11 protein-coding genes are annotated in these 16328 nt (G+C 41.9%); 6 read left to right on the forward strand and 5 right to left on the reverse strand.

The features are described 5' to 3' along the window. Nucleotides 1-102 precede the first annotated feature (102 nt). The 3 genes from AB4140_RS03010 to gltB form a co-directional block, all read right to left on the reverse strand. On the reverse strand, nucleotides 103-795 hold the full coding sequence (locus tag AB4140_RS03010) for a 5'-methylthioadenosine/adenosylhomocysteine nucleosidase (protein ID WP_102439253.1): 693 nt from the start codon (nucleotides 793-795) through the stop codon (nucleotides 103-105). 206 nt (nucleotides 796-1001) lie between these two features. Continuing rightward, the gene (locus AB4140_RS03015; RefSeq protein WP_102475604.1) at nucleotides 1002-2414 is read right to left on the reverse strand and encodes an FAD-dependent oxidoreductase; all 1413 of its coding nucleotides are present in this window, start codon (nucleotides 2412-2414) and stop codon (nucleotides 1002-1004) included. A 6-nt stretch (nucleotides 2415-2420) separates the two neighbouring features. Next, nucleotides 2421-6869, reverse strand: coding sequence for a glutamate synthase large subunit (gene gltB, locus AB4140_RS03020; protein ID WP_102475605.1), 4449 nt, complete (start codon nucleotides 6867-6869; stop codon nucleotides 2421-2423). A gap of 515 nt (nucleotides 6870-7384) precedes the next feature. On the opposite strand from gltB, the gene AB4140_RS03025 reads away from it, so the two are divergent. The 3 genes from AB4140_RS03025 (at nucleotide 7385) to oxyR (ending at nucleotide 9931) form a co-directional block, all read left to right on the forward strand. Further along, nucleotides 7385-8305: a TIGR01212 family radical SAM protein gene (locus AB4140_RS03025; RefSeq protein ID WP_102475606.1), complete on the forward strand. Its 921-nt coding sequence runs from the start codon at nucleotides 7385-7387 to the stop codon at nucleotides 8303-8305. Nucleotides 8306-8495: 190 nt separating this feature from the next. Beyond that, nucleotides 8496-8861: an Hpt domain-containing protein gene (locus tag AB4140_RS03030; protein ID WP_076542524.1), complete on the forward strand. Its 366-nt coding sequence runs from the start codon at nucleotides 8496-8498 to the stop codon at nucleotides 8859-8861. 164 nt (nucleotides 8862-9025) lie between these two features. After that, nucleotides 9026-9931, forward strand: a complete 906-nt coding sequence (gene oxyR / locus AB4140_RS03035; RefSeq protein ID WP_102439249.1) for a hydrogen peroxide-inducible genes transcriptional activator OxyR — start codon at nucleotides 9026-9028, stop codon at nucleotides 9929-9931. Nucleotides 9932-9970: 39 nt separating this feature from the next. Here oxyR and AB4140_RS03040 read toward each other — a convergent pair whose 3' ends face one another. Beyond that, nucleotides 9971-10987 carry an adenylate/guanylate cyclase domain-containing protein gene (locus AB4140_RS03040; protein WP_198589262.1) on the reverse strand — a complete coding sequence of 339 codons (1017 nt, stop codon included), beginning with the start codon at nucleotides 10985-10987 and terminating at the stop codon, nucleotides 9971-9973. 181 nt (nucleotides 10988-11168) lie between these two features. Continuing rightward, on the reverse strand, nucleotides 11169-11834 hold the full coding sequence (mutH, locus tag AB4140_RS03045) for a DNA mismatch repair endonuclease MutH (protein WP_102439285.1): 666 nt from the start codon (nucleotides 11832-11834) through the stop codon (nucleotides 11169-11171). 733 nt (nucleotides 11835-12567) lie between these two features. Here mutH and rppH point away from each other — a divergent pair. The 3 genes from rppH (at nucleotide 12568) to AB4140_RS03060 (ending at nucleotide 16309) form a co-directional block, all read left to right on the forward strand. Further along, entirely contained in the window at nucleotides 12568-13086 is a 519-nt protein-coding gene (gene rppH / locus AB4140_RS03050; RefSeq protein WP_076542529.1) for an RNA pyrophosphohydrolase, read from the forward strand. A gap of 24 nt (nucleotides 13087-13110) precedes the next feature. Beyond that, nucleotides 13111-15345: a phosphoenolpyruvate--protein phosphotransferase gene (gene ptsP, locus AB4140_RS03055; protein WP_371999748.1), complete on the forward strand. Its 2235-nt coding sequence runs from the start codon at nucleotides 13111-13113 to the stop codon at nucleotides 15343-15345. A 160-nt stretch (nucleotides 15346-15505) separates the two neighbouring features. Then, complete coding sequence (locus AB4140_RS03060) at nucleotides 15506-16309, forward strand: sulfite exporter TauE/SafE family protein (RefSeq protein WP_371999750.1); 804 nt, start codon at nucleotides 15506-15508, stop codon at nucleotides 16307-16309. Nucleotides 16310-16328 lie beyond the last annotated feature (19 nt).

The raw sequence follows: 16328 nt of genomic DNA on the forward strand, positions 1-16328 counted from the left end.
GTCATAGCACCTTATTAGTCCACATCCACAGTGTTAACCCTATTGGCAGAACGACATCATTTTGCTGCCAATAACGGCTAAATTAAATTACCTTGGGCTTCTTTATAGGTTTTTTAGTAATGCAATGACCATTAATGCTGAGTAATGACCTGCTTTTACAATGTAGGAATCAAAATCAACAGGCGAGTCGTTGTTAGCATTATCTGATAATGAGCGGATGACAACAAACGGCACCTTAAATTGATGACAAACTTGCGCAATCGCAGCGGCTTCCATTTCACATGCCGCCATAGTTGGGAAGTTAGCCAGCATCACTTTTGTGCGTTCAGGATCGCAAATAAAGCTATCACCCGTGGCGATTAAACCTTCAATCACCTTAGCTTCACCTAATGATGAAATAGCCGCTTTTGCAGCAGTGACTAACTTTTCATCAGGGATGAAAGCAGCAGGCTGCGATGCCATTTGACCAATTTCATAACCAAAGGCGGTTACATCAACATCGTGATGACGTACTTCAGATGAAATAACAATATCGCCAATATTTAAACTGTCAACAAATCCACCTGCAGAGCCAGTGTTAATCACAGCGTCAACCTTAAAGTTGTTGATAACTAATGTGGTTGCAACGCTGGCAGCGACTTTACCAATGCCTGAACGGGTGACGACAACATCTTTACCTGAAAGTTGTCCTTCAACGAATTCGATTCCCGCTACAGTTGAGTGTACTGGATTGGTCATTGATTCAATTAGGTGAGCAACTTCAGGTTCCATTGCACCGATAATAGCGATTTTCATAATTAGCGTCTCAAACAGTTCATTTAAATAATGGCGGCTAATATAGCACAAAAGCAAACAGGGAATGAGCACTGTAGTAGCAATTTCAGCAAATAAAAAAGCGCATCAAAAGATGCGCTTTAAGAGTTTTGCTATCACAAGTTTTTGTTATTAATCAGCCCAAGCAGTGTTATTGACCGCGGCTTGTCAGTGGCTGCAAAAGTGAGTTATGCGTCTTCAAAAGCGTTTAAAATCCCTTGAGCTGCATCGCGGCCTTCAGCAATAGCGGTAACGACTAAGTCTGAACCACGTACCATATCACCACCGGCAAACACTTTCGGGTTGGTTGTTTGGAAAGGGTTATCGTCAAACTTACTGGCTTTTACTAAACCCCATTCATTGGTTTCAATGCCAAAGTCGCTAAACCAAGCTGCAGGGCTGGCTTGGAAACCAAAGGCAATGATAATGGCATCAGCTTCAAGGGTTTGCTCACTACCGGCAATGACTTCAGCTTTTTGACGACCAGATTCATCGGCTTCGCCCATTTGAGTTTCTACACTCTCAATGCCTGTGACTATGCCATCTTGCTCTTTGATTGCCACCGGTTGACGGTTAAATAAGAAGTTGACGCCTTCTTCGCGGGCATTTTGCACTTCACGGCGAGAGCCTGGCATGTTTGCTTCATCACGACGATAAGCACAAGTGACGCTTTTAGCCCCTTGGCGCACAGCAGTGCGGACACAATCCATAGCTGTATCACCACCGCCTAATACCACCACGTTTTTACCTTCAAGGCTTAAATATGGGTTTTCAGAGCATTCAGTGCCCATTAAATGATGAGTATTACCAATCAAGTAAGGCAGTGCTTGAATGACACCTTGACTGTCTTCACCGGGTAGGCGAGCTTTCATTGCTGTGTAGGTACCCATGCCGAGGAACACAGCATCATAACCATCTAGCAGGCTTTGAAAGGGAATGTCTTTACCAACGGTAACGCCCATTTTAAATTCAATGCCCATACCTTCAAGTACACTACGTCGGGTGGCCATAACCTCTTTATCAAGCTTGAAAGATGGAATGCCATAAGTCAGCAAACCACCAATCTGTGGGTATTTATCATATACCACAGCTTTAACACCGTTACGACTTAAGATATCAGCACAACCAAGGCCCGCTGGCCCTGCACCAATAATTGCCACGCGCTCTTTGCGTGGCTTCACTTTTGTCATATCGGGTCGCCATCCCTGGCTGATTGCAGTATCGGTAATGTATTTTTCAACATTACCAATGGTGACTGCGCCGAAATCATCATTGAGGGTGCAAGCCCCTTCACATAGACGATCTTGAGGGCACACTCTGCCACATATTTCTGGCAAGGTATTGGTTTCATGAACCAAATCTGCCGCTTCTAGAATACGACCTTGTTCGGCCAGTTTTAGCCAATTAGGAATGTAGTTATGCAGTGGACACTTCCACTCGCAATAAGGATTACCACAATCTAAACAACGGTCTGCCTGCTCAGCCACTTGAGGCTGAGAAAACGGCTGATAAATCTCAATAAATTGAGTTGAACGTTTCGAAGCGGCGTGTTTAGTTGGATCTTTACGATCGACTTCTATAAATTGAAAATCATTACTCATCTTAATTTACCCCGCCTTTACTGCAAGTTCCGGGCTTTTTTGCTCAATTTTGAGCAAGTCAGCAACGGCAATGTTCTTCGGCTTCACTAATACAAAACAATCTAACCAGTTCTCAAAATCACTTAAGATCATTTTGGCATGCTCACTGCCAGTGGCGCTTGCATGCTCTTCAATCAAGCCTTTAAGGTGTTGCTGCTGTATTGTTGATTCTAGTTTTTGGGTATCAACAAGCTCAGTATTAACTCGGCGACTAAAGTGATTAAAGCGATCAAAGATATAAGCAAAACCACCCGTCATACCTGCGCCGAAGTTAACCCCTGTTTTACCAAGAACAACTACGATGCCGCCAGTCATGTACTCACAACCGTTGTCACCCACACCTTCAACCACAGCTACGGCGCCAGAGTTACGAACCCCAAAACGCTCGCCAGCTTGACCTGCAGCATAAACTCGGCCGCCAGTTGCACCATATAGACAGGTATTACCCATAATGGCACTGCGCTCACTTTGGAATGGGCTGCCAACAGGAGGATGGATAATAATCTTACCGCCAGACATGCCTTTACCGACATAGTCATTAGCATCACCAATTAGCTCTAAATCTAACCCCGGGCTATTCCATACCCCAAAGCTTTGACCTGCACTGCCGTTAAATTGCAGTGTGATAGGTGATTTAGTGCCTTCTTTACCAATGTTGGTGGCAATAAAACCTGATAATGTCGCGCCGATTGAGCGGTCGGTATTGTTAATGGCATATTGCTTGGTTAACGCCTCACCGGCTAATACCGCTTGGGCTGTGTCTGAAACAATTTGTAGATTTAACTCACCTTTATCAGAAGGCGGGTTTAACTCTTTCCAAGTTATAGCACTTCCGTCAGCGACTTTTGGCTGATATAAAATTGGCGCTAAATCGAGTCCTAACTGCTTGGCTGTTTGGCCTTCAAGGGCATATAACCAATCAGTACGGCCGACTAAATCTTCAAATTTAGCAACGCCTAATTTTGCCATCCATTCACGGACTTCTTGAGCGACAAACTCAAAGTAAGTAATTACTCGCTCTGGCAAGCCATGATAATGCTTGTCACGTAAGTTTTTATCTTGGGTTGCAACACCGGTTGCGCAGTTGTTTAGATGACAAATACGCAGGTATTTACAACCTAAAGCAATCATAGGTACGGTACCAAAGCCAAAGCTTTCTGCACCTAACAACGCGGCTTTAATGATGTCTTGACCGGTTTTTAAGCCGCCATCGACCTGTAAGCGAATTTTATGACGCAAACCATTCTCAACCAGTGATTGATGCACTTCCGCAAGGCCAAGCTCCCATGGTGAGCCAGCATATTTAACTGACGTAATTGGACTGGCACCAGTACCGCCATCGTAACCTGATATGGTGATCATATCGGCGTAAGCTTTCGCAACACCCGTTGCGATGGTGCCAACGCCCGGCTCAGATACCAGTTTCACTGACACTAAAGCTTTAGGGTTGATTTGCTTTAAATCGAAAATCAGCTGGGCTAAATCTTCGATAGAATAAATGTCATGATGCGGCGGTGGCGAAATTAAGGTAACCCCAGGGCGCGCATGACGAAGACCAGCGATTTCAACACTCACTTTATGGCCAGGTAACTGACCACCTTCACCGGGTTTTGCCCCTTGAGCGACTTTAATTTGCAATACATCAGCATTAACAAGGTAGTGGGCTGTAACGCCAAAACGGCCAGAGGCAATTTGCTTAATCGCTGAGTTACGTTCGCTATTGAAACGACTTGGGTCTTCACCACCTTCACCAGAATTTGAACGGCCACCAATGCGGTTCATAGCAACGGCTAAGGCTTCATGGGCTTCCGGACTTAATGCGCCGATACTCATTGCAGCGCTATCAAAGCGTGGGAATAAGTTTCCGGCAGCTTCAACATTTGACTCGTCAATGGCCGCATTTGTGCCTTTAATGCCAATTAAGTCACGTAAGGTCGCAATAGGGCGGTCATCGACTAACGCTGCAAATTTCTTATATTTCGGGTAATCCTGATCTTTAAGACTTTGCTGTAACGTATTGACGACATCGGGGTTGAAACTATGATACTCGCCGCCTTCAACATACTTTAATAAACCGCCTTGTGGCAGTGGTATGTGAGCGCGAAACGCTGCGGTATGAAGCACTTTTTGATCGGTAGCTAAATGTTCAAAGCTTGCACCTTCAATACGGCTAATCACGCCTTTAAAGCACAATTCAATTACATCTGAAGATAAACCAATGGCTTCAAATTGCTGGCTACAACGGTAAGAGCCTACAGTGCTGATCCCCATTTTCGACATGATTTTACGCAGGCCTTTTTCAATACCTTGGCGGAAGTTCAACATCAAGATACTGTCATCTTCTACTTGATGTTTCTTTGCCATGGCTGAAATAGACTCATAAGCCAGATAAGGGTAAATCGCTGTCGCGCCAAAACCTAATAGCACGGCAAAGTGATGTGGGTCGCGCGCTGATGCAGTTTCAACAATAATGTTGGTGTCACAACGTAAGCTTTGATCAACAAGGCGTTGCTGCACCGCGCCCACAGCCATAGCGGCAGGGATCACTTGAACATTTTTAGCGGCGGCTCTGTCTGACAGGATTAGTAAGGTTGTGCCACTTCTTGCTAAACGCTCAGCTTCATCGGTAATGCGCTCGATAGCTTGCTTTAAGTTTTCGTGGGCGTCATAGTTTAAATCAATAGTATTCGCACGGTAGTAACTGCTATCAAGACCAAGTAACTGATTAAAATCACTAAAAAGTAAAACGGGTGATTCAAACATCACTCGATAAGCCACGCCGGTTGTTTCGCAAAATAAGTTTTGCTCGCGCCCAATACAGGTGGTTAACGACATCACATGTTTTTCACGTAATGGATCAATAGGCGGGTTGGTGACTTGTGCAAACTTTTGACGGAAATAGTCATACAGTGAGCGAGATTTTTTCGACAATACCGCCATTGGAGTATCATCACCCATTGAGCCAGTAGCTTCTTCACCTTTACTTGCTAGCACCCAAATAACTTGCTCTAACTCTTCACGGCTGTAACCAAATTGCTTTTGATACTGAAGTAACACATCAGCACTAAAATTACTGGCGCCTTGTTGAGCGGCATCAATTTTGGTCGCAGGTTTTAAGGTGCGGCTATTTTTAGCCATCCATTCTTTGTATGGGTGGCGACGTTTTAAGTCATTATCGATTTCAAATGACGAATACAAACGGCCATTCATGGTATCGAGTACTAATAATTCGCCAGGGCCAACACGGCCTTTTTCTACCACTTCATCGGCAGAATAATCCCAAATACCCACTTCTGATGCCAGTGTTAGGATGCGATCCTTGGTTATAACGTAGCGAGAAGGGCGTAGGCCGTTACGGTCTACGGCGCAGGCAGCATGGCGGCCATTGCTCATTACGATGCCAGCAGGGCCGTCCCACGGCTCCATATGCATCGAGTTGAAATCATAAAATGCTTTCAACTCATCATCCATTTCAGGATTACTTTGCCAGGCTGGTGGTATAAGTAAGCGCATAGCACGGTATAAATCCATGCCACCGGCTAATAGCATTTCCAGCATATTATCCAATGATGATGAATCAGAGCCAGTTTCATTAACAAAAGGCGCGGCTTGTTGTAAATCAGGCAATAGCGGTGAATTAAATTTATAAGCACGGGCTCTGGCCCATTGGCGGTTACCGGTAATGGTATTGATTTCACCATTATGTGCTAAAAATCTAAATGGCTGCGCTAATGGCCACTTCGGCGAGGTGTTAGTTGAAAAGCGCTGATGGAATAAGCAAATGGTGCTTTTGAGACGAATATCGGCTAAGTCAGAATAAAATGCTGGCAAGTCTGCAGGCATCATTAAGCCTTTATAGACAATAACCTCACCCGATAAGCTGGCAACATAGAAGTCGCTATCATCGATGATTTGCTGTTCAAGACGGCGTCTGGCCATATAAAGCCGACGTTCTAAATCTTTTTCACGCCAGCCCACAGGGGCATTAATTAACACTTGGTAAATTTGTGGCAGGCTTTTGCGGCCAATCTCACCCAGTACATCAGGGTTTACAGGCACCTTTCTCCAACCGGCAACACTTAAGGTTTCACGCTGGAGTTCTTTTTCTAAAATGGCTTTTGCGGTTTCAGCTTTGACTGGATCTTGGCTGAGAAATAGCATGCCCACTGCAAACTTGCGGCTAAGGTGCCAATCATTTTCAGTTGCAATGGCTGCAAAAAAGTCTTTCGGCATCGACATTAATAGTCCACAGCCATCACCTGTGCGACCGTCTGATGCTATCCCGCCACGGTGTTTCATTCTATCCAAACCGTGAATAGCAGTACGGACAATACGATGGCTAGCATCGCCATCCATTTGGGCTATTAAACCAAATCCACAATTGTCCCGCTCAAAACTGGGATGATATAAGCTCATACAAAAACTCCCTAAACCTAACTTAATACGACTCGGATAATGCGGAGAAGTTCTCATAGATATGCACCCGAACCACCCAAATTAGCTTGATAATGGATAAAGGTCAAACTTAAATTACTCAACAAAATGAATTGTTACTGTTATTACAAATGTTATAAAAAAGCTACTTTACGTTAACGTAAGATGTTTTTTTGTTCGTATAACCTTATGAATAAAAAGAATTTTAAAATTACAAAATTGTCACTTTTACTTTTGGTTAACATTTGGTGTTGATTGATATTGATTTATGGATAGTGAATTTATTTTCAAGTACAGTTTGAACAGGTAAATTGCCTTAAATGATTATTTATTCAATTAATTTGACTAAGAGTTGTAACTGCCAAGTTCAAAAATGTGCCCTTTGTCACTGTGTGAATATAAATTAATCGATTTATTTACTGTTTTTTTGATGTGGCACTAAGTTTTTATCTGTCAGAGCCTGTATTGTCTGCCACTTTTTGCCGTCAGGAGCAATTGTGGGTTTAGATGATTTTGTAAATACCTTCGGTGCAGTATGTAAGCAGCAATATGGCGGCAGAATTAAAAAGCTGACAATTGATGCTAAGTTCACTTGCCCAAATCGAGATGGAACCTTAGGTAAAGGCGGCTGCACTTTCTGTAATGTGTCGTCATTTAGTTATGAGCAAGGCACTGAAGCCAGTATCTCTGAGCAATTAAAGCAAGGTAAGCAGCGCTCGCTAAATGATAGTGCCAAATATATTGCTTATTTTCAGGCTTATACGAGTACCTATGATGAGTATCAGGTGCTAAAGACGAAGTATGATGAGGCCATTAAAGATTCAGATATTGTTGGCTTACATATTGGTACCCGCCCGGATTGTGTACCAGATGATATTTTAGATTTGTTAGTCAGTTATCAAGATAAGGGGACTGAAGTCTGGCTTGAGCTTGGCTTACAAACTTCAAACAATGACACCTTAAAGCGCATTAACCGTGGTCATGACTTTGCTTGTTATCAAGATACAGTGCAGCGCGCTCGAAAACGTGGCATTAAAGTCTGTGCTCATTTGATCCTTGGCTTGCCCGGTGAAGACTATAGTGATTACTTGCGCAGTTTGAACAGTGTCATTGAAACCGGAGTTGATGGCATTAAACTGCATCCATTACATATAGTAGAAGGGAGTGTAATGGCTAAGGCATGGCGTCATAAAGGGATGGCATTACTCACAAAAGAAGACTACGCCAACTATGCCAGTGAGCTTATTCGTCATACACCTAAAGATATTATTTTTCACAGAGTCACAGCTTATGCTAAAAAACCGCTATTACTGGCGCCTGATTGGTGCGGTTATCGATGGGAAGGCTTAGTGGCTATCGTGCAAAATTTAGCGGCTAACGGTGGACAAGGGCACTATTTGTCAGCCCAAAAAAACTAAAACTCAATCTTTAACTGCAATTTATGAAAGTTTATTCACTTACTTTATAAGGTTTTTTTAACAGCTTGTTAAAATACTGTGCTCATTTGCCAGAAATTAGACTTGAAAAGCCTTGTTTAGTTGCATAGGGGATTTTAGCGAGTATTATAAATTCAATTTTAAAGTTATGAATTGATTAAGAGGTGCCGAGATGGCCACAGTTGAGTTAGAGTCTGTATTGGATCTCAATACGTTAGAGCAATATTGTAGTGCTATTGGTGCTGGAACTTTATTAAAAAGTGTCGTGTTATTTGAGCAGCTAATGCCTGAATATTTAGGAAGCCTCATTAAAGCGAATGAAGCGAATGACAAAGATACCCTTTGTGCTGAAGCGCATAAATTTAAAGGTGCTGCAGGTTCTGTTGGATTAAAGCGTATTCAGCAATTTGCACAGCTTGTTCAACATGGCGAAGAGCCAGCTTGGGATACTGAGCATGATAAATGGTTAGGTCAAATCGTTGAGCATGCAGGTTCAGATCTACAGCAATTAAAAGAGTTTTTAGAAGCAAAAGCTTAATTGCTTTTGACTTTTAAAAGCCCCGCAAGGGGCTTTTTTTTGCCTTTAAAAAAGTAACAGCATTAAATTTGCTGATTATGCGGACTAGATCCAGCTTAATTTATTGTTATTTATGTTTAGTTAATTCATTATTTGAATGACATCATCTTATGGTAATCGATTAAATGAAAAACCTGCCAAGCCTTAAAAATCTATTTTATTTAGTGAATTTGCATCAAGAGCAAAACTTTAACCGAGCGGCAAAGTCTTGCTTTGTTAGTCAGTCGACTCTTTCAAGTGGGATTCAAAACCTTGAAGAGCAATTGGGATATCAGCTTATCGAGCGTGATCATAAATCATTTATGTTCACAGCCATTGGTGAAGAGGTGGTTGATAGAGCGAGAAAATTATTGACGGATGTTGATGATCTTGTCGAATTAGTCAAAAACCAAGGTGAACCAATGACAGGTGAAATCCGCTTAGGTTGTATTCCGACCATAGCGCCTTTTTTATTGAGTCGAGTGGTAAAACAGTGCCAAGCTGATTATCCCCAATTGAGTTTATTGCTAAGGGAAGACACCACAGAAAGTTTGTTAGCATCACTGGGAAAAGGTGAGCTGGATTTACTTATTTTAGCTTTGCCTGTGGATACTACAGGTTTTCATAGTATGAAAGTGGGCATTGACCCGTTCAAAATGGTGGTTCATCAGGAACTATCTAATGGGATCCATGTGCCTATTGATTATCAACAAATGCCCGATGAAAGTATTTTCTTACTGCAAAGTGAGCATTGTATTACTGGCCATGCGATTACGGCTTGCCAATTAGGCAATAGTGCTAAGATTAACCCCTTTGCCGCCACGAGTTTACATACTCTGGTGCAAATGGTGGATAGTAAGTTAGGAACGACCTTTTTACCGCAAATGGCCATTGATGCTGGTATTTTGAATGACACTGAACTTCAGATTATGACACCGCCTGGTGAAGCGCCATATCGTGATATTGGATTGGTTTGGCGACAAACCACTAGTCGTATTTCAACCTTTAGAACCTTAGGCTTGATGCTAGAAGGCTTATTGCAAAAGCAGTAATCAAGCTGGCAACGGTTTATCTTGTTTGGTGTTGTTTCATTAAGGGGTTATTTTCGGAGCTACACCAAATACTTCAATTTCGTGTTTTTTACCTTTTAGCATCATTGCACCTAAATCAGTTAAATCGTATTGGCTGGTTTGACGTTCTAAACGGTGGGCGACTTCACCGGAGATCAACATTCTCTGACCTAAAGGGTTACACTGATCTTGAAGCCTTGCGAGGGTATTGAGTACATCGCTAAAGTAGCTAATTTCTTGCTTATGAACGCCAACTACGGCAGCGACAACCTGACCACAATGGGCAGCAGCTTTAAATTTGGGTACAAAACCATAATGTTCTTCAAAGTAAGCGCGATGCCAGTTTAACTGTTGGCTGAATTCATAATAGATATTCATACAGCGATCTTCTTTAACACCTTCATCTAACGGCCAATGAATTAATACGGCATCACCCATATAACGGTAAATTTCAGCTTCATTATTGGTTACTGTATCTGCCAGCATGCTAAAACTATCTTGGATTAGACGACTGAAACGGTAATCACCTAATGTTTCTGCATGAGCGGTAGATGACACCATATCCACAAATAAAAATAGTCGGTGTTCATAACGTGGCTGGTGGTATTTACCTAAACCTATGTTAAGTAACACTCTTGGGCCTACAAGTAGCGCCATTTGTTCAATAAAGGCTAAGCCGACGCGTACCACGGCGAGATAAATCACTAAGGCCTGAAATGCTGGGCTGTATAAAATATGCGCAGTAAGCATTTGCCTTAGTGATACTAAATGGTTTTCTATGGCCCACATGTTTAAAAATTGGGTGACATAAGCCAGCGTCATGGCACCGAGTAGTAAAAATAGGCCTTTAAATATGACTGAAAAAATATAGGGCAGGCGGCTGATGGCGCTAAAATCGGCAATAAGGTTAGACATCCAATGCAGGCAGCCGAATACGAAGCCCATAAAAATAGCTAGCGTTGCTAAGTCTATTTTTCCGATGGCCCATTGAGGTAAATCAGGAGTTTGTGAATATCGGAAAAAGACAAATGCGCTCATGGCAATACACCATGCTAAAATCGCAAATAATAGCTTTCTTGTCTGACGACGTACTTTCACAGGATTATATCGAGTCCGTTGATATTTTAAGACAGGCTAGTTTATAGAAAATTCCCATACTTGTCATAGTGGTATTTACAATAGTTTTAATAAAAAGCCTTTATATTTACAGTTTGTAACGCTAACTAAATGCATTTGTTAGTATTTGGTGGGTAAAGTTGATCTTTAAATAGAAACCTCGGGGATTAGAGAGCTTAATCAGACCGTCTTCGGCAATTGACTCAGTTAATGCTTGGCTATTGGCTGCCTTTGGTCTTAGTTGTAATACTTCACCATGACGAGCGGTGATTTGCTCTACTTTTCCTATGGCGATTAATTCCATTATCTCTTCCCAGTCTTGCTTTAACTGGACATATTGTTGTTGATTGGGTTGCCATAATACTGGTGAGCCTATTTTTCGCTCAGCGACAGGGATACTTCTTTCACCCTGAATGGGGATCCACAGCACGTGTTGTAATTTATGATAAACCACACTGTCTTCCCAAGTGAGCCCTTGAATATTGGTCAGTGGGGCAACGGTGACATAGGTTGTTTCTATTGGTTTACCCTGTTTATCAATTGGAATGGTTTTTAACTCAATCCCCAAATGAAGAAAGTCTTGCTGTGGTTTTGAGCCTGCCGTTGCCCCTAGCTCCATTTCAATCAGTTGTCCTACCCAGCCTTTGTCTCTTCTTAAGTTTTCTGGCACGTTTACGCCATGCTCTTTTGCTATGTCACCTAAACTGACACCAGCCATGTCATAGGCTCTTTGCATCAATTCATCGATTGAGTTTGGTGGGGTATTCATCATGGAGCAATGTCTTACTTTTAAAAGTTCGCGTGTATTAAAGTGTACTGTTTTATCTATTATTTTAAAATGACAACTACTGGTTGTTTTTTGAGCGCCTTGGCAGGTTAAAGTTATCCAAGGTTTTGCAGTAATATATTGCTTTGTTTATTAACGACTTTTATGAATGCTGGTGAGTTTGTTTGACCATTTTATAAAGTTACACTCCTTTTGCTCCACTATTTCACACACACTTATCCACAGAATGAATGAATAACTTTAATTTGTTTATGCTTAGCGGATATTTTTTTGACAGTCAATGGTGAAAAATAGCTTTATTTTGATATTTATAAAATAAATATGTTGTTTTTTGTGTATAACTTATTTCGCCTGTATGGCCACAATTAATAATTACCTTTGCTGTTTAAAAAGTGACCTCTTGTGTGATTTAATTATAAGTTAACAATGCTCTAAAAGGTCAAGCTGTTGTATTAATACGTTTTTTTGCTGTTGATTTGGTTTTATTAAGGACAGTGGCTGTCACTGTAATTTAGCCTGTTTAGAGTTATTTTAGAGTTTCAAACAGAGATATCCACAGATTTTGTGGATAATAATGATAACTAAGGTCATCATCTGTTGATAAAAGTTGCTAAGGGCTTATTTTATCCAAGTGTTCTATTGAAATAGTCGTTTGCCCGTAGGCGAGCTTTATGAAACAATCTAGTCATTAATTTGTAGTGAAATTGGAGTCCATGTGATTGATAGCGACGGCTTTCGCGCAAATGTGGGCATTATTATCTGTAACAAATATGGTCAAGTAATGTGGGCCAGACGGTTTGGACAACATTCATGGCAATTTCCTCAAGGCGGTGTAGATGATGGTGAAACCCCAGAACAAGCCATGTACCGAGAATTGTATGAAGAAGTCGGTCTTAAACCTGAAAATGTGCAAATTTTAACGTCAACACGTTCATGGCTGAGATATCGTTTGCCTAAGAGGTTAATTAGGCAAGAAAGTAAACCAGTTTGTATTGGTCAAAAACAAAAGTGGTATCTATTACAACTGAAAGGCAGTGACGACACGATTAATTTGAATTCCTGTGGTCATCCAGAGTTTGATGATTGGCGTTGGGTGAATTATTGGTATCCAGTCAGACAAGTCGTTTCTTTTAAGCGTGATGTTTACCGTAAAGTTATGAAGGAGTTTTCCTCTATTACATTGGCATTTCAAGGCCGCGAGCCTAGCCGAAAAAGAGGCCGTTATAGAAATTAGCTGATCAAAAAAGGATGTGAAGCAGTGCTAAATACGCTTAGGGATATTACACAGTCTGTCGCCAGTGCTAATAGCTTAGAGACGGCATTGTCATTATTGGTTTCCCAAACCAAGTTGGCAATGCAAACGCACTGCTGTTCTATTTATATTCTTGAACAGCAACAATTGGTGCTTTCTGCTACAGAGGGCCTTGCACCTAATTCCATCAATCGTGTCAAAATGCCTTTATCTGAAGGCTTAGTGGGCTTAGCGGCAGAAAAAGAAGAAGCTGTTAACCTTGCCGATGCAAAATCACACCCCAGATTTAAACTATTTCCTGAAGTTGAAGAAGAAGAGTACCGCGCATTTCTGGCAGTACCTATAATCTTTCAAAAACAGGTTGTCGGCGTCATTGTGGTGCAGCAACCGCAGCCGAGACAGTTTAGTGAAAATGAAGAAGCCTTTTTGATGACTTTGGCGGCCCAACTAGCGGTTGTGGTACGTAATTTGAAAAACAAAGCTGCGATCAGTAATGTTCAACAACAAGTCGTCTTCAAAGGTACTTCAGCGTCAAAAGGTATCGCCATTGCTGATGGCTTTGTGCTTGGTGGTGCTATCTCTCTCGATCAGCCCGAAGAACAAGCCACAGACTTAGCAACAGAAATTCAGCGTCTAAAAGCTGCTATGCAACGCTGTAGTGATATTATCAGCACTTTATCCCAACGTTTTGATCGTGAAAATGTAGATGATGTTGCCTCTATTTTTTCTGCTTTACAATTACTGTTAGGTGAAGCCAGTCTTGGTGGCGAGTATCTACGGGAAGTGAATTTAGGTTGGCAAGCCGAATCTGCCGTTAGCCGGGTGTCTAAACGCTATATTGAGCAGTTTATCGCGATGGAAGACCCGTATTTAAAAGAGCGGGCCAGTGATATTCGTGAATTAGGCCAAAAAGTTTTACGCCAATTAATCGAACCAGACAAATTAGAACTCGCACCTGATAAACCGGTCATACTGGTGGCGAAAGAGGTTGATGCCACATTATTAGCAGAGTTTCCTCGAGGAAAACTTGCAGGAATAGTCACAGAACTTGGCGGGGTAAATGCCCACGCAGCAATATTGGCAAGAGCCTTGGGTGTGCCAGCAATTGTTGGTGTTGATCAGGTTTTATCTGCAGATGTTGACAACAAAAAGTTAGTGCTAAATGCCAATAGCGGCCAATTATTAATTTCGCCATCTGATGCCATTATTCATGAATATCTTTGCTTAATTTCTGAGAGTAAAGCCCAGCAACGACAATTTTCTGCTGAAATATCCTTACCCGCTGAAACCTTAGACGGTCAAAGAATACAGCTTTATTTGAATGCCGGTTTATTAAGTGGTTTAAGCACCGATATGGCAGAAGGCGCTGATGGTATTGGACTGTACCGCACTGAAATTCCCTTTATGCTGCATCAACGCTTTCCCAGTGAACTTGAGCAAGTTCAAGTTTATAAACAAGTGCTATCGGCAGCGCGAGACAGACCTGTGGTGATGCGCACCCTTGATGTGGGCGGTGATAAACCATTGCCTTATTTTCCTATCACAGAAGATAATCCTTTTTTAGGCTGGCGTGGCATCCGCTTATCTTTAGATCATCCAGAACTGTTTTTAATGCAATTACGCGCGATGTTGACAGCCAATGCTGACTCTTCACAATTGCAGATATTGTTGCCTATGGTCAGTAATTTAGACGAAATCGATCGAACATTACTTTACCTAGAACAGGCATATTCAGAGCTGACTGAAGAGCTCGCAAGAGAAATACCCAAACCTAAAATAGGGGTAATGCTTGAAGTCCCATCTTTGCTTTTCCAATTAGAAGATGTGGCTAAAAGAGTTGATTTTGTTTCTGTAGGTAGTAATGACTTAACCCAGTATTTGCTTGCGGTGGATAGAAATAACCCCAGTGTCAGTTCATTATTTGATAGTTTTCACCCTGGCGTATTAAGGGCGCTAAAATGGACTATTACTGACTGTAACCGTTTTCAGCTTGATGCCAGTATTTGCGGTGAACTTGCTGGCGAGCCCATGGGCGCCTTATTGTTAGTGGCTATGGGCTACGAAAAACTCAGTATGAACCAAGGCAGTATTGCGCGGATAAACTATCTACTTAGACGGATTAACAAAGCTGAACTTGAGCGATTACTAGACCAGGTATTAAGCTTGTCTAATGGTGAGCAAGTCAGGCAATTATTGAATCAATATTTGCAACAGCGTAATTTGCTGTCGATTTTAGACTAATGACAGGCCAACGTGACGCTTATTGCAGTAATTTCAAATCAGCAATTTAAAATCTGCAAGTTGAAATAAAAATACTGAAGCAAAGTTAGTTAATTAAACAAGTTGATAAAAGCAACTTGGCTAAGTCAATTTACACATTTTTCATTGTTAGGGCTGTACGTTGGACAATATATTGTTAGTTTTTTCACTTTGCTTGTTATTAGGCGCAGTGGTTGGATTTTTTGCTGGTTTGTTAGGCATAGGTGGCGGGCTTATTATTGTACCGGCACTGATTTATTTACTGCCCAGGATAGGCATAGAGTCCAGCCAACTCACCCATGTAGCCATTGCCACCTCGTTAGCCTCAATTATTATGACCTCGTTTAGCTCTGCTATTGCCCATCATAGACACGGTAATATCCCTTGGGAGCTTTTTAAGCCCATGTTGCCGGGTATTGTGGTTGGTGCGTTAGCATCGGCTTTTATCTCAGAACAAATAGCAGCCAATGTATTACAGCAGGCTTTCTCGATATTTGTCACAGTGATGGCAATACAAATGGCATTTCCATTAAAACCCAAAGCCGTAGCGAAAGTGCCAAGTTTTAAGCTGATGTTTATCGTTTCAATGCTAATAGCTGTTGTTGCCGGCTTAATGGGCATTGGCGGCGGGGTACTGCTTGTGCCTTTCTTGTGCTATTGCGGTTTACAAATGCGTCAAGCGGTTGGCTTTGCGTCGGTAACAGGTTTTTTAATCGCGATAGCGGGTACTGCGGGCTATGTTATTGCCGGATTAAATGCCACTGACTTACCCACTTGGACAGTCGGTTATATTTATATTCCCGCATTAGTGGGGATCATCATTACCTCTATGCTTATTGCACCTTTAGGGGTAAAGGCCGCCAGTATTTGGCCAACGCCGATACTGAAAAAGATATTCGCAGTTTTGCTGATGGTAATAGGTTTAAAGCTCGCGCTTTCTGCTTAAAAAAATTACACTAGCCACG

The sequence above is a fragment of the Shewanella sp. 10N.286.51.B2 genome (genome assembly GCF_041469265.1).
GTDB lineage: Bacteria > Pseudomonadota > Gammaproteobacteria > Enterobacterales > Shewanellaceae > Shewanella.